The organism is Rossellomorea vietnamensis NBRC 101237 (genome assembly GCF_001591825.1).
GTDB lineage: Bacteria > Bacillota > Bacilli > Bacillales > Bacillaceae_B > Rossellomorea > Rossellomorea vietnamensis.
In genome coordinates, this window is sequence record NZ_BCVQ01000008.1 from 34,812 (window position 1) to 58,407 (window position 23,596).

General features: G+C 44.9%; 22 protein-coding genes. 21 read left to right on the top strand and 1 reads right to left on the bottom strand.

All coding sequences use genetic code 11. The annotated features are described in order from the left end of the window. The first annotated feature begins 14 nt into the window (after positions 1–14). From BVI01S_RS06410 to BVI01S_RS06480, 15 genes are all read left to right on the top strand, one after another. Positions 15–425 (top strand): Asp23/Gls24 family envelope stress response protein, encoded by a 411-nt coding sequence (locus BVI01S_RS06410; RefSeq protein WP_034758025.1) that lies wholly within the window; start codon positions 15–17, stop codon positions 423–425. A 430-nt stretch (positions 426–855) separates the two neighbouring features. Continuing rightward, a complete protein-coding gene (nusB, locus tag BVI01S_RS06420) occupies positions 856–1,242 on the top strand; it encodes a transcription antitermination factor NusB (RefSeq protein WP_034758029.1) in 387 nt (128 codons plus the stop codon). A 20-nt stretch (positions 1,243–1,262) separates the two neighbouring features. Continuing rightward, entirely contained in the window at positions 1,263–2,129 is an 867-nt protein-coding gene (folD, locus tag BVI01S_RS06425; RefSeq protein WP_061809678.1) for a bifunctional methylenetetrahydrofolate dehydrogenase/methenyltetrahydrofolate cyclohydrolase FolD, read from the top strand. A gap of 107 nt (positions 2,130–2,236) precedes the next feature. Beyond that, complete coding sequence (gene xseA / locus BVI01S_RS06430) at positions 2,237–3,604, top strand: exodeoxyribonuclease VII large subunit (RefSeq protein WP_061809679.1); 1,368 nt, start codon at positions 2,237–2,239, stop codon at positions 3,602–3,604. Then, positions 3,591–3,824 (top strand): exodeoxyribonuclease VII small subunit, encoded by a 234-nt coding sequence (xseB, locus tag BVI01S_RS06435; protein ID WP_061809680.1) that lies wholly within the window; start codon positions 3,591–3,593, stop codon positions 3,822–3,824. Before xseA ends, xseB begins: the two co-directional genes overlap by 14 nt. Positions 3,825–3,827: 3 nt before the next feature. Then, complete coding sequence (locus BVI01S_RS06440; RefSeq protein WP_061809681.1) at positions 3,828–4,718, top strand: polyprenyl synthetase family protein; 891 nt, start codon at positions 3,828–3,830, stop codon at positions 4,716–4,718. 703 nt (positions 4,719–5,421) lie between these two features. Beyond that, positions 5,422–6,054, top strand: a complete 633-nt coding sequence (locus BVI01S_RS06445) for a hypothetical protein (RefSeq protein ID WP_061809682.1) — start codon at positions 5,422–5,424, stop codon at positions 6,052–6,054. Positions 6,055–6,075: 21 nt separating this feature from the next. Further along, positions 6,076–7,968, top strand: coding sequence for a 1-deoxy-D-xylulose-5-phosphate synthase (dxs, locus tag BVI01S_RS06450; RefSeq protein ID WP_034758039.1), 1,893 nt, complete (start codon positions 6,076–6,078; stop codon positions 7,966–7,968). Between the two features lie 2 nt (positions 7,969–7,970). Next, positions 7,971–8,807, top strand: a complete 837-nt coding sequence (locus BVI01S_RS06455; RefSeq protein ID WP_061809683.1) for a TlyA family RNA methyltransferase — start codon at positions 7,971–7,973, stop codon at positions 8,805–8,807. A gap of 283 nt (positions 8,808–9,090) precedes the next feature. Next, positions 9,091–9,540, top strand: a complete 450-nt coding sequence (gene ahrC / locus BVI01S_RS06460) for a transcriptional regulator AhrC/ArgR (RefSeq protein ID WP_034760580.1) — start codon at positions 9,091–9,093, stop codon at positions 9,538–9,540. Positions 9,541–9,650: 110 nt separating this feature from the next. Beyond that, entirely contained in the window at positions 9,651–11,360 is a 1,710-nt protein-coding gene (gene recN, locus BVI01S_RS06465; RefSeq protein WP_061809684.1) for a DNA repair protein RecN, read from the top strand. 126 nt (positions 11,361–11,486) lie between these two features. Beyond that, entirely contained in the window at positions 11,487–12,776 is a 1,290-nt protein-coding gene (gene spoIVB / locus BVI01S_RS06470) for a SpoIVB peptidase (protein ID WP_061809685.1), read from the top strand. A gap of 303 nt (positions 12,777–13,079) precedes the next feature. Continuing rightward, complete coding sequence (gene spo0A / locus BVI01S_RS06475) at positions 13,080–13,859, top strand: sporulation transcription factor Spo0A (protein WP_034758050.1); 780 nt, start codon at positions 13,080–13,082, stop codon at positions 13,857–13,859. Between the two features lie 239 nt (positions 13,860–14,098). Then, on the top strand, positions 14,099–14,311 hold the full coding sequence (locus tag BVI01S_RS22140) for a hypothetical protein (protein WP_079531702.1): 213 nt from the start codon (positions 14,099–14,101) through the stop codon (positions 14,309–14,311). Between the two features lie 146 nt (positions 14,312–14,457). Further along, a complete protein-coding gene (locus BVI01S_RS06480; protein ID WP_034758053.1) occupies positions 14,458–15,192 on the top strand; it encodes a glycerophosphodiester phosphodiesterase in 735 nt (244 codons plus the stop codon). A 13-nt stretch (positions 15,193–15,205) separates the two neighbouring features. Here the strand turns inward: BVI01S_RS06480 and BVI01S_RS06485 are convergent, their stop codons facing one another. Next, positions 15,206–15,445, bottom strand: a complete 240-nt coding sequence (locus tag BVI01S_RS06485; protein WP_034758056.1) for a DUF2627 domain-containing protein — start codon at positions 15,443–15,445, stop codon at positions 15,206–15,208. A 125-nt stretch (positions 15,446–15,570) separates the two neighbouring features. On the opposite strand from BVI01S_RS06485, the gene BVI01S_RS06490 reads away from it, so the two are divergent. The 6 genes from BVI01S_RS06490 (at position 15,571) to BVI01S_RS06515 (ending at position 23,595) form a co-directional block, all read left to right on the top strand. Next, positions 15,571–17,637, top strand: coding sequence for a sigma 54-interacting transcriptional regulator (locus BVI01S_RS06490; protein WP_061809686.1), 2,067 nt, complete (start codon positions 15,571–15,573; stop codon positions 17,635–17,637). Positions 17,638–17,772: 135 nt separating this feature from the next. Beyond that, on the top strand, positions 17,773–18,681 hold the full coding sequence (gene yqiS, locus BVI01S_RS06495; protein WP_034758062.1) for a phosphate butyryltransferase: 909 nt from the start codon (positions 17,773–17,775) through the stop codon (positions 18,679–18,681). A gap of 42 nt (positions 18,682–18,723) precedes the next feature. Then, positions 18,724–19,821: a branched-chain amino acid dehydrogenase gene (gene bcd, locus BVI01S_RS06500; RefSeq protein WP_034758065.1), complete on the top strand. Its 1,098-nt coding sequence runs from the start codon at positions 18,724–18,726 to the stop codon at positions 19,819–19,821. A gap of 137 nt (positions 19,822–19,958) precedes the next feature. Continuing rightward, positions 19,959–21,080: a butyrate kinase gene (gene buk, locus BVI01S_RS06505; protein WP_263497491.1), complete on the top strand. Its 1,122-nt coding sequence runs from the start codon at positions 19,959–19,961 to the stop codon at positions 21,078–21,080. A gap of 20 nt (positions 21,081–21,100) precedes the next feature. Beyond that, on the top strand, positions 21,101–22,525 hold the full coding sequence (gene lpdA, locus BVI01S_RS06510; protein WP_034758071.1) for a dihydrolipoyl dehydrogenase: 1,425 nt from the start codon (positions 21,101–21,103) through the stop codon (positions 22,523–22,525). Positions 22,526–22,596: 71 nt separating this feature from the next. Beyond that, positions 22,597–23,595 carry a thiamine pyrophosphate-dependent dehydrogenase E1 component subunit alpha gene (locus BVI01S_RS06515; RefSeq protein WP_034758074.1) on the top strand — a complete coding sequence of 333 codons (999 nt, stop codon included), beginning with the start codon at positions 22,597–22,599 and terminating at the stop codon, positions 23,593–23,595. Position 23,596: the final 1 nt, after the last annotated feature.

Here is a 23,596-nt window from a genome sequence, read left to right on the forward strand (position 1 = left end):
AGGAGGTGCCATACATGGCGGAAAATCAAAACCTTTTACAAATGTCTCACGGTAAAGACGGTCTTGGGAAAATTGAAATCGCACCTGAAGTGATTGAAGTGATCGCAGGAATCGCCGCGTCAGAAGTCGAAGGCGTATCTCAAATGCGCGGAAACTTCGCAACAGGTGTCGTTGAGCGTCTTGGAAAGAAAAACCACGGTAAGGGTGTCAAAGTGGAACTGGCCGAAGAAGGAATCATCGTGGATGTATACTGCATCATGAAATTCGGTGTAGCCATCCCGACTGTCGCTCAAAAAATCCAGGATAACATCCGTCAAGCCTTGCTTAACATGACTGCTCTCGAAGCAGACGAAGTGAACGTTCATATCGTTGGCGTTCAATTTGAAAACCAAAAGTTTGAAGCTGAAATTGAAGACGAGATGTAATGGGGAAGAACGGTCCTTTTTAGGGGCCGTTCTTTTTTTGTGCCTGGTGGAGGTGTATCTGGGAACTGAACTGATATGGGATTATATGTAAAATGGCTAGATTATTCCGTGAATCGGCCGGATTTTTTCCTGGAACGGCTGGATTTGTGTGGGTTTCGGCTGGATTTTTAATTTTTCGGGCCAACCCAGTCGGCTCCGCATTTCTACTTGTCCAGCTCCGGCGGGTAGTCCCTCGAGGTCATTTCTGAAAAATCCCCAAAGGCAAAGAACGCCTTCAGGGATTTCCCAGAAATGCTTGTCGGGCCTGACCAACCCGCCTCCGCTTTTCTTTTCAGAATATTGATTTTTTTACATACGCGTGCGTAATGCCCTTGGTTTGTGCTATTATCAAAGGTATGAAAATTGATGGATTAAAAGGAGTAAATAGAAGATGAAGAGAAGAGTTGCCCGTGAAAAGGCTTTACAGGCGTTATTTCAAATAGATATGAGTGGGATTGAGCCGGAGGTTGCGTTAAGGAACGTGTTGGAGGAAGAGGAGAAGATGGATGCGTATCTTGAGCAGATCGTTCTAGGCTTCATCGAGAATCAGGAACGGATTGATGGCCATATCCGTGAAAATCTGGAGAAATGGTCATTTGACCGTCTGGCAAAAGTCGATCGTAATATTTTGCGTCTAGGCGTGTACGAGCTTCTGTTTGTAGAAGACGTTCCGAATAATGTGGTCATTAATGAAGCGGTTGAAATAGCAAAGATCTTTGGTGATGATCAATCCAGTAAATTTATCAATGGTGTCCTTTCAAAGGTAAGTCAATCTTAACAATGTAAGGGGGCGAGTGAATGTCAGCTTCTATAATTGATGGTAAGCTCATTGCAGATCACTATCGGCAGCAATTAAAGAGTCAGATTGAACAGCTGAAGGAGCAGGAAGTCGTACCTGGCCTGGCGGTCATCCTGGTGGGGGATAACCATGCCTCCCATTCGTATGTGAAAATGAAGAGGAAGGCTTGCAGTAATCTTGGGATCCATTCAGAGCTTTATGTATATGAATCCACTCTTACACAAGAAGAGCTGCTTGGGAAAATCAGAGAATTGAATGAACAGGATCATATCCATGGAATTCTCGTTCAACTACCACTGCCGGAACATATCAACCCGATTACCGTGATTGAGACGATTTCTCCATCGAAGGATGTGGACGGCTTTCATCCGGTTTCCATCGGGAAAATGGTGACGAATCAAGATACTTTCTATTCCTGCACGCCGCTTGGGATCATGAAAATGCTTGAATATGAAAACATCTCGGTAGAAGGAAAACACGTCGTCATATTAGGGCGAAGTAACATTGTCGGAAAGCCGGCAGGTCACTTATTCCTGAACCGGAATGCCACCGTGACGTACTGCCATTCCAAAACCCCGAATATGTCTTCCTACACACAACAGGCGGATATTATCGTTTCTGCCGTAGGGAAAGCGAATCTGATCGGGGCAGAAGACATCAAACCCGGGGCTGTCATCATCGATGTAGGCATGAACCGTAACGAAGATGGCAAGCTGTGCGGAGACGTGAACTTTGAGGAAGTAAAGGAAAAAGCAGGGAAAATCACCCCTGTTCCCGGTGGAGTCGGCCCGATGACCATCACCATGCTTCTCTACAACACGGTGAAATCTGCCGAATGGGCTCTCCGGAATCGCCAAAACGGTTAAAAAATAGTACAATATACGTAACATAAAAGGAAAGGGACGGCTAATCGCTGGTCCCTTTCCGTATTCCTGCATGTATTTCGGTGCAAGGGACAAAGGAGTCAGTGAGCATGGAACTTGATCAATCGCGTTATTTAACGGTACAAGCTCTGACAAAATACATAAAACGTAAATTCGACAGGGACCCGCATCTGTCCAACTTGTTTGTACGGGGCGAAATTTCCAACTTCAAAAGGCACTCAAGCGGACATATGTACTTTACACTGAAAGATGAAAAGGCAAGGATATTGTCTGTGATGTTTTCGAGTCACAATCAGTCAATGAAATTCAGGCCGGAAAATGGAATGAATGTATTGATCCGAGGAGATATTTCCGTGTATGAGTCAGGCGGGCAATATCAGATCTATGTGAAAGAAATGCAGCCCGATGGAGTCGGCGAGCTTTATTTAGCGTATGAACAGCTGAAGGAGAAGCTCGAGAAGGCTGGGTTTTTTGACCCTGAGCGCAAACGGATGATCCCTAAGTTTCCGAAGCGGATCGCCGTTGTCACCTCCCCGACGGGTGCTGCGATCCGTGATATCATCACGACGATCAAGCGGAGGTATCCGATTGGAGAAATACTCGTCTATCCTGCTCTGGTCCAGGGCGATCAAGCGGCAGGCTCAATTGCGGGCGCCATGAGGAAGGTGAATGAGCACGGGGATATCGACGTGTTGATCATCGGCCGGGGTGGAGGTTCGATTGAAGAGTTGTGGGCTTTCAACGAGGAAGTAGTGGCGAAAGCGATTGTCGAGTCAAAGGTTCCCGTCATTTCTGCCGTGGGGCATGAGACGGATTTCACGATCGCCGATTTTGTGGCAGATCTCAGGGCTCCTACGCCGACGGCTGCCGGGGAATTAGCTGTTCCTCATATTGATGATCTATTGGAAAGGATCATGAATCGGAAATTAAGGCTGATTAAATCGTTTAAAACAAAGCTGCAAAGCGAAAGAAACCGATTAAATGGATTAACCAAATCGTATGCTTTGAGAAATCCCAGAAATCTTTATCAGCAGAAGATCGAGGCCGTCGACCGGCTGACCGATCAGCTGCAAAGAAATATAAGTATGCATGTGAAACAAGACCGGGATCGATTATCCGTTCTTCATTCAAGGCTAGAGCGTGTTCATCCATCCCAGATCATCAAGGTGCAGCATGAACGGGTATTATCTATGCAGACCATGCTTGAGAAGCAATTCAAACAAGTGTTGAAAGAAAAGAATCATCGTTTCACTTCAGCGCTGTCCACCTTACATGCCCTCAGTCCATTGAAGATCATGGACAGGGGATACAGCCTCGTTTACCGTGACGAAGGAGATCTGATAAAGTCATCTCGGCAGGTAAAGGAAGGCGACCGCATCGAGATTAATGTCAAAGATGGAAAAATACATTGTGAAGTTGAATCCGTTGAGGAGCGTGAGCAAAATGGCAAAATCTAAAGAAGAATTATCATTTGAAACAGCTATGGATCAGTTGGAAGAAATCGTGGAGAAATTAGAAGAAGGGGAAGTTCCCCTCGAGAAGGCGTTGGAATTCTATCAAAAAGGGATGGACCTTTCAAAATATTGTCATGATACGTTGCAAAAAGCAGAAAATCAATTAACGAAAATGATGACGGATGAAGGGGAAAAATCCTTTGATCTCGATGAGGGGGAATAATACATGTATCCTCCCATTACATTGAAAGAGTTTCAACAGGAGCATGGGGAACTGATCACCAAACATATGGTTGAGGCCGTAGAAGGCCTAAAGATCCCTTCTGTATTAAAGGAGGCCATGACTTATTCCCTGCAGGCAGGTGGAAAAAGGATACGTCCCATCCTCCTGCTGGCAGTGATCCGGACGTTCAATCAAGACACGAGGCTGGGACTCAATACAGCGTCCGCCCTTGAAATGATCCATACATATTCTTTGATCCATGACGACCTTCCTTCCATGGATGATGACGATTTAAGGCGAGGCAAGCCGACCAATCATAAAATGTTCGGGGAGGCAGCGGCGATTCTTGCAGGCGATGGTCTGCTGACATATAGCTTTCAGCTCATTGCAGAAGATACAGCCTTAACCACTGACCAAAAGGTGAAGCTCATCGCACTTCTCGCACGGTGTGCCGGTCCAGAAGGGATGGTCGGCGGACAGGTTGCCGATATCGAAGGGGAGAATAAGCGGTTAACTGTACAGGAGCTTGAAAACATTCACGTTCATAAAACAGGGAAGTTACTCATATTCAGCGTATTGGCCGGCGGGATCATTTCAGGTGCGTCAGAGAATGAACTTGAGCTGCTTGAACGGTTTTCATACCACATTGGTCTCGCGTTCCAAATTCAGGATGATATCCTCGACATTGAAGGATCTGAAGAAATGATTGGTAAACCGGTGGGGAGCGACGAATCGAAACATAAGAGTACGTATCCGAGCCTTTTATCCATGAAAGGTGCGAAGGAGAAGCTTCAATTTCATCTGGACGAGGCGCTGACAGCCCTTACATCTATGCCGGTGGACTCCGGTCTGCTGGCAGAAATTGCCCGTTTGATCGTTTCCCGGAATCATTAATACATTCTATATTTGAGCTAGTGATTTAACATATGTTATAATACGATTAGAATAAATTTTGGGGTGGTGCAGTATTCTAGTCAGTCCACCAATCCTGAAGGTGGGCCTAAAAATCCACTAAAGGGCACATCGATGAAGTTCCTGGAATTGGCTTGAGGCGCCCAGCTTTGGGTCATATCTGGGAGTAAGGCTTGAGGGCGATCCACAATGGCATGTGGGCGTTGACCCGCGAGCCGCGGAGGCTTTGTTTCTTATGCTGGCTTTAAAGCATATGCAATAAGAACAAAGTATGAACCTGCGATGTGATGATTCACTAGCAGCGTAGCCTGCCTTGAGTGAAGAGAGAGGGGATTATGGTTACAGGGTACACATCAGTTGGCCATTGATATGTGCTTTTTCGCCCATATGAAATCCTCTTTGCAAAAGAGGCTAAGGATTGTGTTAAGGACTGTTGAGGAAAACTCCTAGACTGTTCATATTCGGACATATAAAGAGGATTATAGTGCGGACTAAGTGGTAATCCAGTCTAGCTTGTGGTGACGCGGCTAAGTCGGGTTTAATGGGAAACCGCCGGTATGGCAACATCCGGTACCTGATTGGGAAAACCTACTGGACCTAAGCTGCAATTTTTACTCTTTATATGACCCCCCAATTACATATAACCAAACTATTTACACAGTAGAAACGGTGTGTTTAAACGATAATGAATGAAACGATGAAAAACTCAATAAAATGGAGTGTCAGCATTGCCGTTATCACATTTGTGTTAGCGGCTATTTTTTCAGTTACGTCCAATATGGTTTTAAATGGGGTCGCATGGTTTACAGGGCTCGTAGTCGTGTTGATCATCGTCTTCATCGGGATCTTTTTTGATATGCTGGGAATCGCTTCAACGGCAGCTGATGAAACCCCTTTTCACGCCATGGCGGCCAAAAAGGTATACGGAGCGAAATATTCAATCAAGATTGTACGGAACGCAGATCGATTCGCAAGCTTCTGTAACGATGTGATCGGTGATATTTCAGGGATCATAAGCGGGACCGCATCAGCCATTGTATTGGTACAACTGGCGGTTTCCTTTCACCTCGAGGGAGGGTCCTTGAAAGAGTATATCGTAAGCGTAACCCTGACAAGTATCATCGCTTCCTTGACAGTCGGAGGCAAAGCGCTTGGAAAAACGTTTGCTATCACCTATTCTAAGGATATAATATTTAGAGTTGGTAAAGTTCTACAATTTCTTGAAGACCGATTTCATATCGTCCTGATCAAAGATAAAAAAGACAAAAAAGATAAAAACAAGAAAAAAGGTTTTAAACGTGAGAAACAAAATATTTAGTGATGAAAGTGAGTGGACCCCATGGATCTATTATCAATAAAGGAGCCTTCTTTTCTAAAGAGCATGTCGAATGAACAACTAGAAGAGCTCAGCCAAGAGATTCGCCAATTCCTGATCAAGAATCTTTCCAAAACCGGCGGTCATATTGGTCCAAACTTAGGGGTGGTCGAATTAACCGTTGCCCTTCATAAGCATTTCTCTAGTCCAAAAGATAAAATCCTTTGGGATGTTGGTCACCAATCGTATGTCCATAAGATATTAACCGGCAGGGCCTGTCAGTTTGACACCCTCCGTCAATATAAGGGGTTATGCGGTTTCCCGAAACGGAATGAAAGTGAGCATGATGTATGGGAAACCGGTCATAGTTCCACTTCATTATCGGCAGCCATGGGTATGGCGATCGCGAGGGACGTCAAGAAAGAAGATTCATATATTATCCCGGTGATCGGTGATGGTGCCTTGACTGGTGGAATGGCACTTGAAGCACTCAATCACATCGGTCATGAAAAGAAGGACATGATCGTTGTACTGAACGACAATGAAATGTCCATCGCTCCGAATGTTGGGGCCCTTCACAGTGTACTTGGCCGTTTGCGTACAGCCGGCAAATACAACTGGGTGAAGGATGAAATGGAATATATCCTTAAGCGTATCCCTGCTGTCGGCGGCAAATTAGCCAGTACAGCAGAACGGGTGAAGGACAGCTTGAAGTATTTATTCGTTTCCGGAATGTTCTTTGAGGAGCTTGGTTTTACATACCTTGGACCGATCGATGGACATGATTATAATGATCTTGCTGAAAATATTCAATATGCCAAGAAAACGAAAGGGCCCGTCCTTTTACACGTGATCACCAAAAAAGGAAAAGGGTTTCAACCTGCAGAGTCGGACAAAGAAGGAACCTGGCACGGTACCGGACCTTACAAGATCGATACCGGGGATCTGATCAAGCCCGTGAATGCGCCTCCTTCATGGAGTGGCCTTGTGAGTGAGACGGTCCGAAGGGTTGCCCGTGAGGACGAACGGATTGTCGCCATTACTCCGGCAATGCCGGTCGGCTCCAAACTTCTCGGATTTGCGGAGGAATTTCCTGATCGGATGTTCGACGTTGGGATTGCCGAGCAGCATGCCACAACGGTCGCTGCAGGTCTTGCCACGCAGGATATGAAGCCGTTCTTAGCCATATACTCTACCTTCCTGCAACGGGCGTACGATCAGGTGGTTCACGATATTTGCCGCCAAAACTTAAACGTCTTCATCGGGATCGACCGTGCCGGATTGGTCGGAGCTGACGGGGAAACCCATCAAGGGGTATTCGATATCGCCTTTTTAAGACATTTACCGAATATGGTGATCATGATGCCGAAAGATGAGAATGAAGGGCAGCACCTTGTCAATACGGCACTTCAATATAATGACGGTCCGATCGCTCTGCGTTATCCACGCGGTAACGGGTATGGAGTACCGATGGACGGGGAACTTACAACGATCCCGATTGGAACGTGGGAAATATTGAAACAGGGAACAGATGCAGCGATCCTGACTTTCGGAACGACGATCCCGATGGCCATGGAAGCGGCAGCAGACCTTGAAAAACAAGGACTTTCGGTCCGGGTTGTAAACGCACGTTTCATCAAACCGATGGATGAGATCATGCTGAAAAGGATCCTGGAAGAAGAAATGCCTGTGCTGACGATCGAAGAAGCGGTTCTTCAAGGCGGTTTCGGAAGTGGTGTTCTTGAATTCGCTCAGGAACAGGGCTTCCATGACGCCGTGATCGACCGTATCGGTATTCCTGATTACTTCATCGAGCATGGCAGTGTGAAGGAATTATTGAATGAAATCGGTATGACAAAAGAAAACATAGTGGATCGCATTTTAACGATCACACCAAAAAAACAAAAAAGGGCTTAATGATGAAAGTAAAAAAACAACGAGTAGATGTACTTCTGGTAGAACGTGGATTGATTGATACAAGAGAAAAAGCGAAGCGGGCTGTCATGGCGGGTCTTGTTTATTCCAATGAAGTGAGATTGGATAAGCCCGGGGAAAAAGTAAGTGAAGATATCCCCCTTACAATGAAAGGGAAAGTGATTCCTTATGTGAGCCGTGGCGGTTTGAAGCTTGAGAAGGCTCTAAAGGTCTTCGATGTGGATGTGGACGGTAAAGTGATGATCGATATCGGTGCTTCCACTGGCGGCTTCACGGATTGCGCCCTCCAGAATGGCGCAAAAATGTCCTATGCCCTTGATGTAGGATACAACCAATTAGCCTGGAAGCTAAGACAGGATGAACGGGTCGTGGTGATGGAACGGACGAACTTCCGATACGTGACCCCGGAGGATCTTCAAGGGGAGATGCCAAGCTTTGCTTCCATCGATGTCTCCTTCATTTCCCTTTCATTGATATTGCCTGTCCTGAAAACCCTATTGGTACCTGGAGGGGATTGTGTCGCTTTAATCAAGCCGCAATTCGAAGCGGGTAAGGATCAGGTCGGGAAAAAAGGAATCGTAAGGGATCCTGCCGTACACAAAATGGTCATCGAAAAAATCATGACATTAGCTAGTAAAGAAGGCTATCATATAGCAGGTCTTTCTTATTCCCCCATTACAGGCGGAGATGGGAATATAGAATTCCTCATTCATCTGAGATGGCCGGGGCAAGAGGGTGAAGGGGAGTCCCTCCTTACCACCACACCGGATGACGTGATCGATGAAGCGCACAGTCAATTCAAGGCAAAAACACAGCAGTAATGACAGGGTCACTCTTCTTAGGAGAGTGGCTTTTTTCATGGAGACCAAGCCGCCTCCGCTTTTCTTTTGTCCAGCTCCGGCGGCTAGTCCCTCGAGGTCATATGGCGAGTAACCCAAAAAGGCAAAGAGCGCCTTTCTGGGTTACTCGCCATATGCTTGTCGGGCCTGACCAAGCCGCCTCCGCTTTTCTTTTTTATTGTACTTCCCAACGAAATAGGCTAACATAAGCGTAGAGGTATATTTATACAGGCTTTAATCAAATGTAAGAGGTGTATGTTCTATGATGAACAAAGGGCAAAGACATATTAAAATCAGGGAAATCATTACGAATAGAGATGTGGAGACGCAGGATGAGCTGGTGGAAGGCCTGAAGAATGCAGGGTTTAATGTGACGCAGGCAACCGTATCCAGGGACATCAAGGAGCTCCACCTTGTGAAGGTTCCGCTGATGGATGGCAGATACAAATACAGCTTGCCGGCAGATCAGCGCTTTAATCCACTTCAGAAGTTGAAGCGTACACTGACGGATGCGTTCGTGAAGGTGGATCAGGCAGGGCATATGCTGGTGATGAAAACGTTACCCGGAAATGCTAATGCCATCGGGGCATTAATCGATAATCTGGACTGGGAAGAGATTCTCGGGACCATTTGCGGGGATGATACCTGTTTGATCATTTGCCGGACGGAAGAAGAAACGAAAGTCGTTTCAGAACGATTTTTAGATATGCTGTAAACGATCAATATCACGGGGCTAATGGTCAGCCCTTCATACAAAATCCAATAGGAAGCTTTTCTTTTTCATAATTTTGAGGGGAAAGTTCCTTTTTATTTGAGGTGAATGTTTTGCTACAAGAACTATCAATCAAAAATTTCGCCATTATCGATTCCCTTTCCCTTTCGTTTGAAGAAGGATTGACTGTATTATCAGGTGAAACGGGTGCGGGTAAGTCGATCATCATCGATGCCATTCATTTACTGGTTGGCGGCAGAGGCTCCTCTGAGTATGTACGGCATGGGGAGAAGAAGGCTGAAATTGAAGGGTTATTTATTCTTGATAATGAAACACATCCCTGCTTTCAGAAAGCGGCAGACTTCGGGATCGAGATCGAGGAAGGTATGATCGTCCTCAGAAGGGATATCTCGAGCACGGGGAAAAGTGTTTGCAGAATTAATGGGAAGCTGGTGACGATCGCCATCATGAGGGAAGTCGGGGCATCCCTTATTGACATCCACGGGCAGCACGAACATCAGGAACTCATGAATGAAAGCCTTCATCTTTCCTTATTGGACCAATTCGGAGGGAAGGATATAGCATCCGGATTATCCAGTTATGGACAAGTATACAAAGAGTATCTATCCATCTATAAGCAGCTGAACAGATTGAATGATAATGAACAGGAGATGGCTCATCGCCTGGATCTGATTCAATTTCAGCTGAAAGAGATTCAAGATGCGAATCTTCAGCTTAATGAAGATGAAGAGTTGCAGGAAGAGAAGCGGAAACTGATGAACTTTGAAAAGCTATTCGAAGCGCTTCAAACCTCGTATGACAGCATACAAGGCGAAAGAAAGGGGATGGACTGGGCAGGACTCGCTATGAGCCATCTTGAAACCGCTGCAGAAGTCGATTCTCAGTATGCAAAGACGCTTGAATCCGTATCGAATGCGTATTATATCCTTGAAGATGCCGCACATCAAGTCAGGGGTGGATTGGATATGCTTGAATTCGAGCCGAATCGCCTGGACCTGATTGAGGCAAGATTGAATGAAATCAATGGTCTTAAGAGAAAATATGGATCATCGGTAGAAGAGATTCTTGCCTATAGTTCTAAGATCGAAGAAGAAATCGAAACGATCATGAATAAGGATTCCCATGTTGAACAATTACAAAGTAAATTACAGTCACTTGAAAAAGATCTGTCCCTCGAGGCGAAAAACCTATCGGATACTAGGAAAATGTGGGCGAAGAAATTGACCGCCAGTATCCACGAACAGTTAAAGCAGCTGTATATGGATAAGACGAAATTCGAAGTCAGGTTTGTGAAAAGCGGGGAAAACGAATCCTTTTCGTTTCATGATTTCAAGAAGGATGGTTGGGATACGGTTGAGTTTTATATTTCCACAAATCCTGGAGAGCCGTTGAAGCCGTTATCGAAGGTGGCATCAGGTGGGGAACTGTCACGGATCATGCTTGCCCTTAAAACCATTTTCTCAAAGCATCAAGGGATTACATCAATCATTTTTGATGAGGTTGATACAGGTGTGAGCGGCAGGGTCGCCCAGGCCATTGCTGAAAAGATCTACCAGGTTGCCGTCCATTCACAAGTGATGTGCATCTCTCACTTGCCTCAGGTGGCAGCCATGGCCGATTGTCATTTGTTCATTTCGAAAAAAATGTCAGGAGGCAGGACGAGCACCATGGTGAAGCGTCTTCAGGAAAAAGAGAAGATCAGGGAAATTTCACGTATGATTTCAGGAGTGGAAATAACCGATCTGACGCTTGAGCATGCAAAGGAATTACTGCAACTGGCCGGTTCCATTAAAGAGACATGAAAAGCTATCCAATTCGGGTAGCTTTTTTTTCATGATTACCAGTTATAAATGTGGCTTTTAAAGGCAAAATTAAAACTGTAGCCAATAGTAAGTGTTTGTGGATTAGAAGCGAGGAGAGTGAATATATTGAGTTTAGATTGGGTAAGGAAATGTATAGGTGGAATTCTCCTTGTTTCGCTTTGTCTTATTGGTTTTTACAAACCGGTTCAACAATTTGTCAATACTCCGAACTCTGTAAGGATGATGGAAGGGGATCAAGTTGCTCTCCCTAAGGCTGCATCCGTCACGACCTTGGGTTCGTCGCATAATGAGCATGTTCAATTGGAAGAAGGGAAAGGCCAGCTCTCCATCCAGGGAAGCTCTGTAGGTAAGGACGAAGTGGTCTTCGAGCTTGCCGGCCTGCCCATCAAAAAGGTCGATGTAGAAGTACTGAAAGATTTTAAAGTGATTCCCGGTGGACAATCCATCGGAGTAAAATTAAATACTGTCGGGGTGTTAGTAGTTGGACATCATCTGGTGGAAACCGATGGTGGGAAGATGTCACCCGGCGAAAAAGCCGGGATTCAGGTTGGCGACATGATTACTGAAATTAATGGAACGAAGATTGAAGAACTTGCCGATGTTGCTCCTTTTGTACAGAAGGCAGGAGAAGAAGCGAAATCTCTTGACGTCGTCATCAAGCGGGATCAAAAGACCGTGAAGACACAATTGCTTCCTTTGAAGGAAAAAGGGGACAAAAACTATAAACTAGGCCTGTATATCCGTGATTCGGCGGCAGGGATCGGGACGATGACATTTTATGATCCAAAGTCGAAGAAATACGGAGCCCTCGGCCATGTGATTTCAGATATGGATACGAAGAAACCGATCGTTGTTGAAAACGGGGAGATCGTGAATTCTGAAGTCACTTCGATTCAAAAAGGGACGGATGGAAAACCAGGAGAGAAACTGGCCCGCTTTTCGTCTGACCGGAATGTCATCGGTAACATTAAGCGTAACAGTCCTTTTGGGATTTTTGGTGAATTGAATCAGTCCATTGAAAACGACTTGATGGATAAGCCGATGCCAATCGCTCTGTCTCATCAAGTGAAAGAAGGACCGGCACAAATTTTGACCGTTGTGGATGGGAAAGAAGTTGAAATGTACGATATTGAAATCGTCAGTACCATCCCTCAGAAGTATCCCGCAACAAAAGGGATGGTCTTGAAAGTGACGGATCCTGAGTTGCTCAAGAAAACAGGTGGAATCGTACAGGGGATGAGCGGAAGTCCCATCATTCAAAATGGGAAGGTCATCGGGGCTGTCACCCATGTGTTTGTCAATGACCCAACCAGTGGATATGGGGTCCACATTGAATGGATGCTGAGTGAAGCAGGAATCGATATTTATAAAAAAGATCATAACCGGGCAAGCTGAAAGTGGAAAACCCTTACGAAAGTACCGAAACCAGGTACTTATAAGGGTTCTTTTTTTTGTAGTTCTTTTTACATCCGTTTGCCAAAGAGAGTTGATCCTTGATAAAATAAAGAATATTCGACAAAACGAATCGTGAATATCGAATAGGGTCGAAATATAAAGAAATCGTTAGAAAATCGAAGAAAATATAATAATTTTCAAGTTTTTTTCAAAAATAAAAGGAATTTAGGTTGCATTGTCGAAAAAGTAATTTAGAATAAAATTACAGAGATGAATTAATTAGGATTGAGGAGGAAACCTGTAGTGAAATCGATAAAAGTATGTGTTGTGGATGATAACCGTGAGCTGACGTCTTTATTGGAGGACTATATTGCTTCGCAAAATGATATGGAAGTAGTAGGGATTGCCCATAATGGTCAAGATTGTTTAGATTTATTGGAGGAAGTCGATCCGGATGTCCTGGTTTTGGATATCATCATGCCTCACCTGGACGGGCTGGCGGTGCTTGAACGACTTCGTGAAAAGAAGGGAATTCCAAACGTCATCATGCTTACGGCCTTTGGTCAGGAAGATGTGACGAAGAAAGCTGTCGACCTTGGAGCTTCTTATTTTATTTTAAAGCCATTCGATATGGAAAACCTAGTGAGTCATATCAGACAAGTCAGCGGTAAATCAAACTCAATCATCAAAAAACCTTCCTCATCCAGAATGAATACAGAACAAAAACCAAGGAACTTGGATGCAAGCATCACCAGCATCATCCACGAAATCGGCGTGCCGGCACATATTAAAGGATACTTATATTTACGTGAAGCCATTTCTATGGTGTATAACGATATCGAGTTACTCGGGTCCATCACAAAGGTCCTTTACCCGGATATTGCTAAGAAATACAATACGACCGCATCACGTGTGGAACGCGCGATCCGTCATGCCATCGAAGTGGCCTGGAGCAGAGGGAATATTGATTCCATTTCTTCTTTATTCGGATACACAGTCAGCATGTCTAAGGCAAAACCAACAAACAGTGAATTCATTGCAATGGTAGCGGATAAACTGCGCCTGGAGCATATGGCTTCTTGAAAGAGTAAGGAATAATAATACAATCACTTTCCAAATTGAATTTTACATGACCATCCCTCTGATTATTCGGGTCAGGGGGTTTTTGTTTGCAGATTTTCAGCTCTTTGTCTTTCCAAAGCCACATCACACCCTATTACAATCGCCTCTTTTATTCAAAAATGGTGGTTCGCCCTTACAGCCTGTCCCCTGCGTCATAAGATAAAGTGTAGTGCAAAAACGAAATAGGGGGAGGTGAGATTATGGGATACTACCGTGATAATAACGATGTAGGAGGATCCTATGACCGTTGCAGAAACAATGATGTGGCAGGAGCTTCCGACAACAACTTCAGAGTGCCTGTCAGAGCTTATATCAGAGGAGAAGATTTCTGCAGAGCCGTTCGCCGTTGCAGGGATAACGATGTAGCCGGAGAAATGGACAACCGTCGCAGATGCCGCTGCCGCTGGTTCTAATTAAATGGCGCCATAAAACGCGAAAAACCCTGAGTCCCTCAGGGTTTTTTTGATGATAGGCGTTAAAGGGTACATTCTTTGAGGAAGGTGCAAATAAGTATATAATGAAGTCAATCTACATATAGAAAAGCAAAGGAAGTGAACTCATGACGCTGATTTTTGCTCATCGTGGATCTGCGGGTACCCATCCGGAAAATACTATGGAAGCTTTCTATGAAGCGGAGCGAGTGAGGGCTGACGGGATTGAATTGGATGTTCAGCTGACAAAAGACGGAGAAATGGTCGTCATACATGATGAAACCGTCGACAGGACGACCAATGGAAAAGGGTTCGTCAAAGATTATACGTTAAAAGAAATTCAAAAGCTCCAGGCGAATTTCAAATTCAAAAGTAAACTATTCAAGAAAAATCGCGTTCCGTCATTGAGGGAGGTCTTTCAGTGGCTAAAGGGAAATGACCTTCTTTGTAATATCGAGTTGAAAAACAGTATCATGGATTATCAAGGCCTGGAAGAGAAGGTGATCGGACTGATCAAGGAGTTTGGATACGAGGATCGGATTATCATCTCTTCTTTTAATCATTATTCGATTGTGGCCTGTTACCGTTTGGAGCCCGCCGTTGAAATCGCGCCACTTTACTCATCACGCTTATTCATGCCCTGGATTTATGCCCAGTCAATAAGGGCGAAAGCGATACACCCCAACTTGAAAGCGATAAGGGATGAGATGATCATCGAAGCGATGAATAACGGTATTGGTGTCAGACCTTACACGGTGAATAAGGTGGATCAAATGGAAAGGTTACTGAATCTGGGCTGTACTGCATTTGTAACGGATTATCCTGAAAAAGCATGGAATCTGAGGGAAAACAAGAAAGGCTAGCGCATACATAGCGCTAGCCTTTCTTGTTGAATCGGGACTGAACCTTATTGCGTTTTCGGTCACGATGCAGGACGAAACCTGCAATGAAGCCCAGACCGCAAACAAAAAAGACTAACCCGATCATGAATTGAAGCCAAAGATAAGGGATCGGAGGCTGCAGGATCCCGAATAACATATCTCTCATCAACTTAATCCCGAGAGCTGCGAATGCTCCGGGGACCAACATGATTATCAGTGCAATAAGACGGACCATGAGATGCATAACTCCTTTTCGTTTCCATACTAAAATTCTAACTCCAAGCAGAGAATTGTCAAGTTTCGAAAAGTAGTGTAACATTATGGGTGTGAAAAAAATTGCAGGTGTCGGGGTGAAGAAAGTTGCAAGAGGTTCTAATTGTCGGCGGTGGTAAGGGTGGAACAGCCATCCTGCAGATCCTCCACGAGGTTTCCGTCATGAAAGTGATCGCTGTTGTAGATGTAAATGAAAACGCTTCAGGCATTAAGCTCTCAAAGGAACTTGGCATCCCTGTCGGTACAGATTGGCGACCATTCCTCAGTGACTCCGTAGACATCGTCATCGAGGTAACGGGTGAACAGGAAGTGTTTGAACAAATTAGGGATCACCGTGGAAAGAATACGGTTCTCATCCCTGGGAGTGTGGCTTTCCTTATTTCAAAGCTCCTCGAAGAAAAAGAGGATCTTATCCATCAATTGACGAGCGAGTCCTTTAAAAGGGACCTTATCTTTAATTCAACTGATGATGGCATGGTCGGAATCGATGATCAAGGCATTGTCATGCTGTTTAATAAAAGTGCAGAGAGAATGATCGGCAAACACCAGGAAGAAGTGATGGGCCTTCATATTTCTGAAGTGATACCTGAGAGCAGGCTGACCAGAACCATTGAAACAAGACGGACAGAAATCAATCAGGAAGTCATCCTTGGAAACGGATTGAAGATCATCTCCAACCGGATCCCAATGATCACGGAGCAAGATGAAATCATCGGTGCCTTTTCAGTGTTTAAAGATATCACAGAAGTAGTGAATCTGGCAGAGGAAATCACCAACCTCAAAGAGATCCAGACGATGCTGGAAGCTATCATCCATTCCAGTGATGATGCGATTTCAGTTGTCGATGAAGAGGGTAAGGGAATTATGATCAACCCTGCTTACACGAGGATCACGGGACTTTCCCGGGAGGAAGTGATCGGTAAGCCTGCGACGGCGGATATCTCTGAAGGGGAGAGTATCCATTTGAAAGTGCTGCAAACACGGAGAGCGATCCGTGGCACGAGGATGAGGGTAGGACCCAACCGTAAAGAAGTCATCGTGAATGTTGCCCCAATCATTGTAAACAATAAGCTTAAGGGGAGTGTCGGCGTCATTCATGACATGTCGGAAATACAATCTCTCACCCAGGAATTGGACCGGGCGAGGAGGATCATCCGAACCCTTGAAGCGAAGTATATGTTCGAGGATATCATTGGTGACTCAGAGGAAATGATGATCGCCATAGAGCAAGCGAAACTAGGCGCGAAAACACCTGCTACCGTCCTGCTCCGCGGAGAATCGGGGACCGGGAAGGAATTATTTGCCCATGCCATACATAATGCGAGTGACCGTAAATTCAATAAATTCCTCAGGGTCAACTGTGCCGCATTATCGGAGAACCTGTTGGAAAGCGAATTATTCGGGTATGAAGAAGGCGCCTTTTCCGGTGCAAAGCGTGGCGGGAAACGCGGATTGTTTGAAGAAGCAAATAATGGAAGTATCTTCCTTGATGAAATAGGGGAACTGAGTGCCAATACACAAGCGAAATTATTAAGGGTCCTGCAGGAAAATGAAATTGTGAGGGTCGGAGGGACGAAATCGATTCAAATCAATGTCAGGGTCATTGCCGCTACGAACGTAAATCTTGAAAAGGGAATAGCCGATGGATCCTTCAGGGAAGATTTGTATTATCGCCTCAACCGGATGCCGATTCAAATTCCTCCGTTAAGGCAGCGTAAATCCGATATACCACTGATTACGGAAACCCTGATTACAAAGATCAATCAGGATTACGGAAGGAACGTCGAGGGAGTGACGGCTTCGGCCATGGATAAGCTGATGAATTATCATTGGCCCGGGAATGTAAGGGAGCTTGAAAATGTGTTGGGAAGAGCCATCATCTTCATGAACTACAATGAAGTTCAAATTGATGGAAAGCATTTACCTCAATTAGAAAATACGGCCAAGCCCATGGTCAACGCAGCCGAACTTCCGTTTCAAGTCGATGAAGATCTTGCAACCCAGGTTGAAAAGTATGAAAAAAATATAATTCAAAAAGTTTTAGAGCAGAATAATGGTAATAAGACGGCTACTGCTAAAACACTGAATGTATCGGTGAGAAACTTATATTATAAAATTGAAAAATATAACATTGAAATAAATAGCATGAAGTAATTTGCAGAGTGTGAAGAAAATTGCATAGATAGTTTCGGTTTTATAAAGCGTTTTCAGGATTTGAAAGTTGGCACGCTTCTTGCATGTAGTTAATTGGGAACACAATAACAGAAAAAAGGGGTTGAAACGACATACATGAATCTACAATCTTTAGTGGAAAAAGCAACCCGAATTGAACACTCCACTGTGGCAGTTGCTGCAGCAGAAGATAAAGAAGTCCTTTCGGCTGTCTCCATGGCGGTTGAAAAAAAGATGGCTGATTTTTTACTGTTCGGGGATAAAGAAGAAATAATCTCCATATTGGAAGAGGTTGCCCCACAGCTGATTTCTCACAGCAGTATTAAAATCAAGCATGCCTTCTCGCCTCAAAAAGCAGCTGAGCTTGCGGTGAAGGCGGTAAAGGAAAATGAGGCAGGTACCCTTATGAAGGGGAATGTCCCTACTGCTGTCATCTTGAAGGCAGTACTGAATAAAGAATGGGGACTTCGTACAGGCAATGTCCTGTCGCATGTTGCAGCATTTGAGGTGACCGGTTTCGATCGGCTTACGTTCATTACGGATGCAGCAATGAATATCTCTCCAGATTTGCAGCAAAAAGCGCAAATCATCGAAAATGCCGTCGGGGTTGCCCGGTCAATCGGTGTGGATATGCCGAAAGTAGCGCCAATTGCCGCTGTGGAAGTGGTGAATCCGTCGATGCCGGCTACAGTCGATGCCGCTTCTCTTACCATGATGAATCAACGGGGGCAGATTCGGGATTGTACGGTCGATGGTCCGTTAGCCCTCGATAATGCTGTTTCCCATCATGCAGCCGAACATAAAGGAATCGAAAGTGAGGTTGCGGGGCAAGCGGATATCCTGCTCGTACCCTCCATTGAAACAGGGAATGCCCTATACAAATCCTTGATCTACTTTGCCAGGGCAAAAGTAGGGGCTGTGATAGCCGGAGCTAAAGCACCAATCGTATTAACATCCAGAGCAGACAGTGCAGAAAGTAAATTATATTCATTGGCACTGGCTATATGCTCTGCTTCTAATAAATAATCATCAATTCCTAAAAATATAAACCTACAGGGGGAAATAATAATGAAAATTTTCAGCTATATGGAACAATACGACTATGAACAATTGGTATTCTGTCAAGATGAAGCTTCAGGATTAAAAGCAATCATCGCCATTCATGATACCACGCTTGGACCTGCCCTTGGCGGTACCCGTATGTGGACATATGAATCAGAAGAAGCGGCAATTGAAGATGCACTGCGCCTTGCAAAAGGGATGACCTATAAGAATGCAGCTGCGGGTCTGAATCTTGGTGGAGGGAAGACGGTTATCATCGGTGACCCCCGTAAAGATAAGAACGAAGAAATGTTCCGTGCCTTCGGTCGTTATATCCAAGGTTTAAATGGACGCTATATCACTGCGGAAGATGTTGGTACGACAGTTGCCGATATGGACTTGATCCACGAAGAAACAGATTATGTAACAGGGATTTCACCAGCTTTCGGTTCTTCAGGTAACCCATCTCCTGTGACGGCTTATGGAGTATACCGTGGAATCAAGGCAGCAGCAAAAGAAGCTTTCGGTACAGATTCACTGGAAGGGAAAACAATCGCCGTCCAAGGAGTCGGTAATGTCGCGTACAACATGTGCCGCCACCTTCACGAAGAAGGAGCAAATCTGATCGTGACTGATATCAACAAAGAAGCCGTTCAACGTGCCGTTGATGAATTTGGTGCGAAAGCAGTGGACATCAATGATATCTACGGAGTGGATTGTGACATTTTTGCACCATGTGCACTGGGTGCGATCATCAATGATGAAACGATTCCACAGCTTAAGGCAAAAGTCATTGCGGGAGCTGCAAATAACCAGTTGAAAGAAACTCGTCACGGTGATGCTATCCATGAAATGGGTATCGTTTATGCACCTGACTATGTCATCAACGCAGGTGGAGTCATCAACGTAGCAGATGAATTATACGGCTACAACAGTGAAAGAGCCATGAAGAAAGTGGAGCAGGTATACAACAATGTAGAACGCGTCATCGAAATCGCGAAGCGTGATAACGTTCCAACGTACGTTGCTGCTGACCGTATGGCGGAGGAGCGCATCGAAAAAATGCACCGTTCAAGAAGTCAGTTCCTGCAGAATGGACACCACATTCTTAGCAGACGTGGATAAATAAAAGGAAAAAGCGCTTTACTTTGTGAAAAAGTGAAGCGTTTCTTCCCGCTTTAGGGGGAACATCGGACAGAGTAAGGGGTTATCTATCATAGGGGGAAATTCTTTCATGCAAACATTACAATACAGCTGCCCAAATGGAGGTAACAACAGTGCAGGAAAATAAACATCGAATACTTGTCATTAATCCTGGATCGACATCCACCAAAATTGGTGTCTTTGACGATGATCGCTCCATATTTGAAAAGACGATCCGTCATGATTCTGAAAAGATCAATGAATTTGCAACGATTATCGATCAATATGAATTCAGGAAGAACACCATCCTTCAGACATTGGATGAAGAAGGGATCAATATTTCAAAGCTGAGTGCCGTATGCGGTCGCGGGGGACTTCTAAGACCGATAGAAGGTGGCACCTATTTAGTGAATGATGACATGCTGAAGGATCTGAAAGAAGGATTCTCTGGTCAGCATGCGTCTAACCTTGGGGGGATCCTGGCATTTGAAATCGCCTCAGGACTAAATATTCCATCTTATATCGTCGATCCCGTTGTCGTGGACGAGCTGCAGCCCCTTGCCCGGGTTTCAGGGTTCTCACTCATTGAAAGAAAAAGTATTTTCCATGCGTTGAATCAGAAAGCGGTCGCAAGAAGAGTGGCGAAACAAATCGGGAAGAAATATGAAGACCTTAATCTGATCATCACTCATATGGGTGGAGGTATCACTGTAGGTGCCCACCGAAATGGGAAAGTCGTGGATGTGAATAATGGTCTCCACGGAGACGGACCATTCAGCCCTGAAAGAGCAGGAACCGTTCCGGCAGGCGATCTGGTTGACCTTTGCTTCTCAGGAGACTATTACCGTGATGAAATCATGAAGAAACTTGTCGGTCAGGGAGGCCTGGTCGGTTATCTTGATACAAATGATGCCGTAAAGGTAGAAAAAATGATAGAAAATGGCGACGAAAAAGCCAAAGCCGTCTATGATGCCATGGCGTATCAAATTGCGAAAGAGATCGGATCAGCAAGCGCGGTCCTGAATGGTAAAGTCGATGCCATCGTATTAACAGGAGGGCTTGCGTACGGCAAGGATTTTGTCAAAGCGATAAGTGAACGAATCAACTGGATAGCGGATGTCGTTATTCAACCAGGAGAAAATGAACTGCAAGCTCTTGCTGAAGGGGCTTTAAGGGTCTTACGGAATGAAGAAGACTATAAAGTATACCCGGGAAATGTAAAAAAAGAAGCAAGAGTATAAGAGAGAAGGGGGACTTAAGATTGGCAGAAGAATATGATTTAGTCATTCTCGGTGGAGGTACAGGTGGTTATGTTGCTGCCATCCGTGCTTCTCAACTTGGGTTAAAAACAGCAATCGTTGAAAAAGGAAAGCTTGGAGGGACATGCCTTCACAAGGGATGTATTCCAAGTAAAGCCCTTCTTCGCAGTGCTGAAGTATATGCGACAGCGAAACACAGTGAAAATTTCGGTGTGAAGATCAATGGAGTGGAACTTGACTTCCCTAAGGTCCAGGAAAGAAAAGAAGGAATCGTCGAACAACTGCATAAAGGTGTACAACATCTGATGAAACAGGGTAAGATCGATGTTTTCGAAGGGCTCGGCAGGATTCTCGGACCTTCCATTTTCTCTCCCATGCCTGGAACCATTTCCGTGGAAATGAACAACGGTGAAGATAACGCGATGCTGATTCCGAAAAATGTCATTGTGGCAACGGGCTCAAGGCCACGTTCACTGCCTGGACTTGAAATTGATGGTGATTATGTATTATCTTCTGATGAAGCGCTTTCACTAGAAGCGCTTCCGAAATCGATCATCATCGTAGGCGGCGGTGTCATCGGTATCGAATGGGCTTCCATGCTATCCGACTTTGATGTCGATGTAACCGTTGTGGAATACGCTGATAAGATCGTACCTACGGAAGATCATGAAATCTCAAAAGAAATGCAGCGCCTCATGAAGAAAAAAGGCGTTAAAATTGTGACAAGTGCCAAAGTGCTTCCTGAATCCTTAAAAAAAGGGGATGGAGAAGTGACAATAAACGCGGAGCATAAAGGGGAAGAAAAATCCTTTACAGCTGAGAAGATCCTTGTATCTGTAGGCAGACAAGCAAACGTTGAAGGCATTGGCTTAGAGAACACAGATATTAAGGTGGAAAAGGGCTTTATTGAGGTGAATGATTTCTTCCAAACGAAAGAATCCCATATTTATGCGATAGGGGACGTCATAGGTGGACTTCAATTGGCACATGTTGCCTCTCATGAAGGAATAACGGCAGTGGAACATATGGCGAATGAGAACCCTCATCCGATTGACTATTCCCTGATTTCAAAATGCATCTACAGTAATCCTGAAATTGCTAGCGTAGGGATCACAGAGCAGGAAGCGAAAGAAAAGGGATACAATCTGAAGGTCGGTAAATTCAGCTTCAGAGCAATCGGAAAAGCGCTTGTATACGGGGAATCGGATGGTTTTGTGAAGATCATTGCAGACAAAGACACAGAGGACATCCTTGGCGTGCATATGATTGGTCCACATGTAACCGACATGATTTCAGAAGCGGGACTTGCTAAGGTATTGGATGCAACACCGTGGGAAATCGCGCACACCATCCACCCTCACCCTTCCCTGTCGGAAGCAATCGGTGAAGCCGCGCTTGCCGTAGATGGAAAGGCAATTCACTCATAATAAGAAAAATCAGGAAAGGTAGAGATCTTCTCTGCCTTCCCAATCATTAGATTGTGTAGGAGGTAAATAAAATGGCTGAGAATCGTCATGAAGCGTTAGGACTTTCCAATGAGAAAGTATTAGAAATGTATGAAACTATGCTGCTTGCCAGAAAAATCGATGAGCGCATGTGGTTACTGAACCGTTCTGGTAAAATCCCATTTGTTATTTCATGTCAGGGTCAGGAAGCGGCTCAAGTTGGTGCTGCATTTGCCCTGGACCGTGAAAAGGATTATGTATTGCCGTATTACCGTGACATGGGTGTTGTATTGACATTCGGAATGACGGCCCAGGAATTGATGCTATCAGGTTTTGCAAAAGCAGAAGATCCAAACTCAGGCGGTCGTCAAATGCCTGGTCACTTTGGACAGAAGAAAAATAATATCGTAACGGGTTCATCTCCTGTAACGACTCAAGTGCCACATGCCGTTGGTATCGCTCTTGCAGGCAAAATGGAGAAGAAAGATGTTGTGACGTTTGTAACGTTCGGAGAAGGGTCTTCCAACCAGGGAGATTTCCATGAAGGGGCAAACTTTGCAGGTGTACATAAACTTCCTGTTATTTTCATGTGTGAAAACAATAAATATGCGATCTCGGTTCCGATTGAAAAGCAATTGGCCTGTGAGAAAGTATCAGACCGCGCCATCGGGTACGGAATGCCTGGAATCACAGTCGATGGAAATGATCCCATTGAAGTATATAAAGCTGTGAAGGAAGCTGCTGATCGTGGACGTCGCGGAGAAGGACCAACGCTTGTCGAGACGGTTTCTTATCGTTTGACTCCCCATTCCTCTGATGATGATGACAGAAGCTACCGCTCACCGGATGAAGTGGCAAAAGCGAAAACGAACGATCCGATCATCACATTTGGTGCTTATCTGAAAGAAACAGGCGTCATGAATGATGACATTGAGAAAGAAATCAATGATCGTATTATGAAGCTTGTAAACGAGGCAACGGATTATGCAGAAAACGCTCCATATGCTGAAGCAGAATCAGCGATGAAGTACGTTTACGCAGAAGAGAAGTAAG

Excerpts from the sequence above, each read along its gene's own strand:
- BVI01S_RS06410 (WP_034758025.1), top strand. The coding sequence starts at position 15 with ATGGCGGAAAATCAAAACCTTTTACAAATGTCTCACGGTAAAGACGGT.
- nusB (WP_034758029.1), top strand. The coding sequence starts at position 856 with ATGAAGAGAAGAGTTGCCCGTGAAAAGGCTTTACAGGCGTTATTTCAA.
- folD (WP_061809678.1), top strand. The coding sequence starts at position 1,263 with ATGTCAGCTTCTATAATTGATGGTAAGCTCATTGCAGATCACTATCGG.
- xseA (WP_061809679.1), top strand. The coding sequence starts at position 2,237 with ATGGAACTTGATCAATCGCGTTATTTAACGGTACAAGCTCTGACAAAA.
- xseB (WP_061809680.1), top strand. The coding sequence starts at position 3,591 with ATGGCAAAATCTAAAGAAGAATTATCATTTGAAACAGCTATGGATCAG.
- BVI01S_RS06440 (WP_061809681.1), top strand. The coding sequence starts at position 3,828 with ATGTATCCTCCCATTACATTGAAAGAGTTTCAACAGGAGCATGGGGAA.
- BVI01S_RS06445 (WP_061809682.1), top strand. The coding sequence starts at position 5,422 with ATGAATGAAACGATGAAAAACTCAATAAAATGGAGTGTCAGCATTGCC.
- dxs (WP_034758039.1), top strand. The coding sequence starts at position 6,076 with ATGGATCTATTATCAATAAAGGAGCCTTCTTTTCTAAAGAGCATGTCG.
- BVI01S_RS06455 (WP_061809683.1), top strand. The coding sequence starts at position 7,971 with ATGAAAGTAAAAAAACAACGAGTAGATGTACTTCTGGTAGAACGTGGA.
- ahrC (WP_034760580.1), top strand. The coding sequence starts at position 9,091 with ATGAACAAAGGGCAAAGACATATTAAAATCAGGGAAATCATTACGAAT.
- BVI01S_RS22140 (WP_079531702.1), top strand. The coding sequence starts at position 14,099 with ATGGGATACTACCGTGATAATAACGATGTAGGAGGATCCTATGACCGT.
- BVI01S_RS06480 (WP_034758053.1), top strand. The coding sequence starts at position 14,458 with ATGACGCTGATTTTTGCTCATCGTGGATCTGCGGGTACCCATCCGGAA.
- BVI01S_RS06485 (WP_034758056.1), bottom strand. The coding sequence starts at position 15,445 with ATGGTCCGTCTTATTGCACTGATAATCATGTTGGTCCCCGGAGCATTC.
- yqiS (WP_034758062.1), top strand. The coding sequence starts at position 17,773 with ATGAATCTACAATCTTTAGTGGAAAAAGCAACCCGAATTGAACACTCC.
- bcd (WP_034758065.1), top strand. The coding sequence starts at position 18,724 with ATGAAAATTTTCAGCTATATGGAACAATACGACTATGAACAATTGGTA.
- buk (WP_263497491.1), top strand. The coding sequence starts at position 19,959 with ATGGAGGTAACAACAGTGCAGGAAAATAAACATCGAATACTTGTCATT.
- BVI01S_RS06515 (WP_034758074.1), top strand. The coding sequence starts at position 22,597 with ATGGCTGAGAATCGTCATGAAGCGTTAGGACTTTCCAATGAGAAAGTA.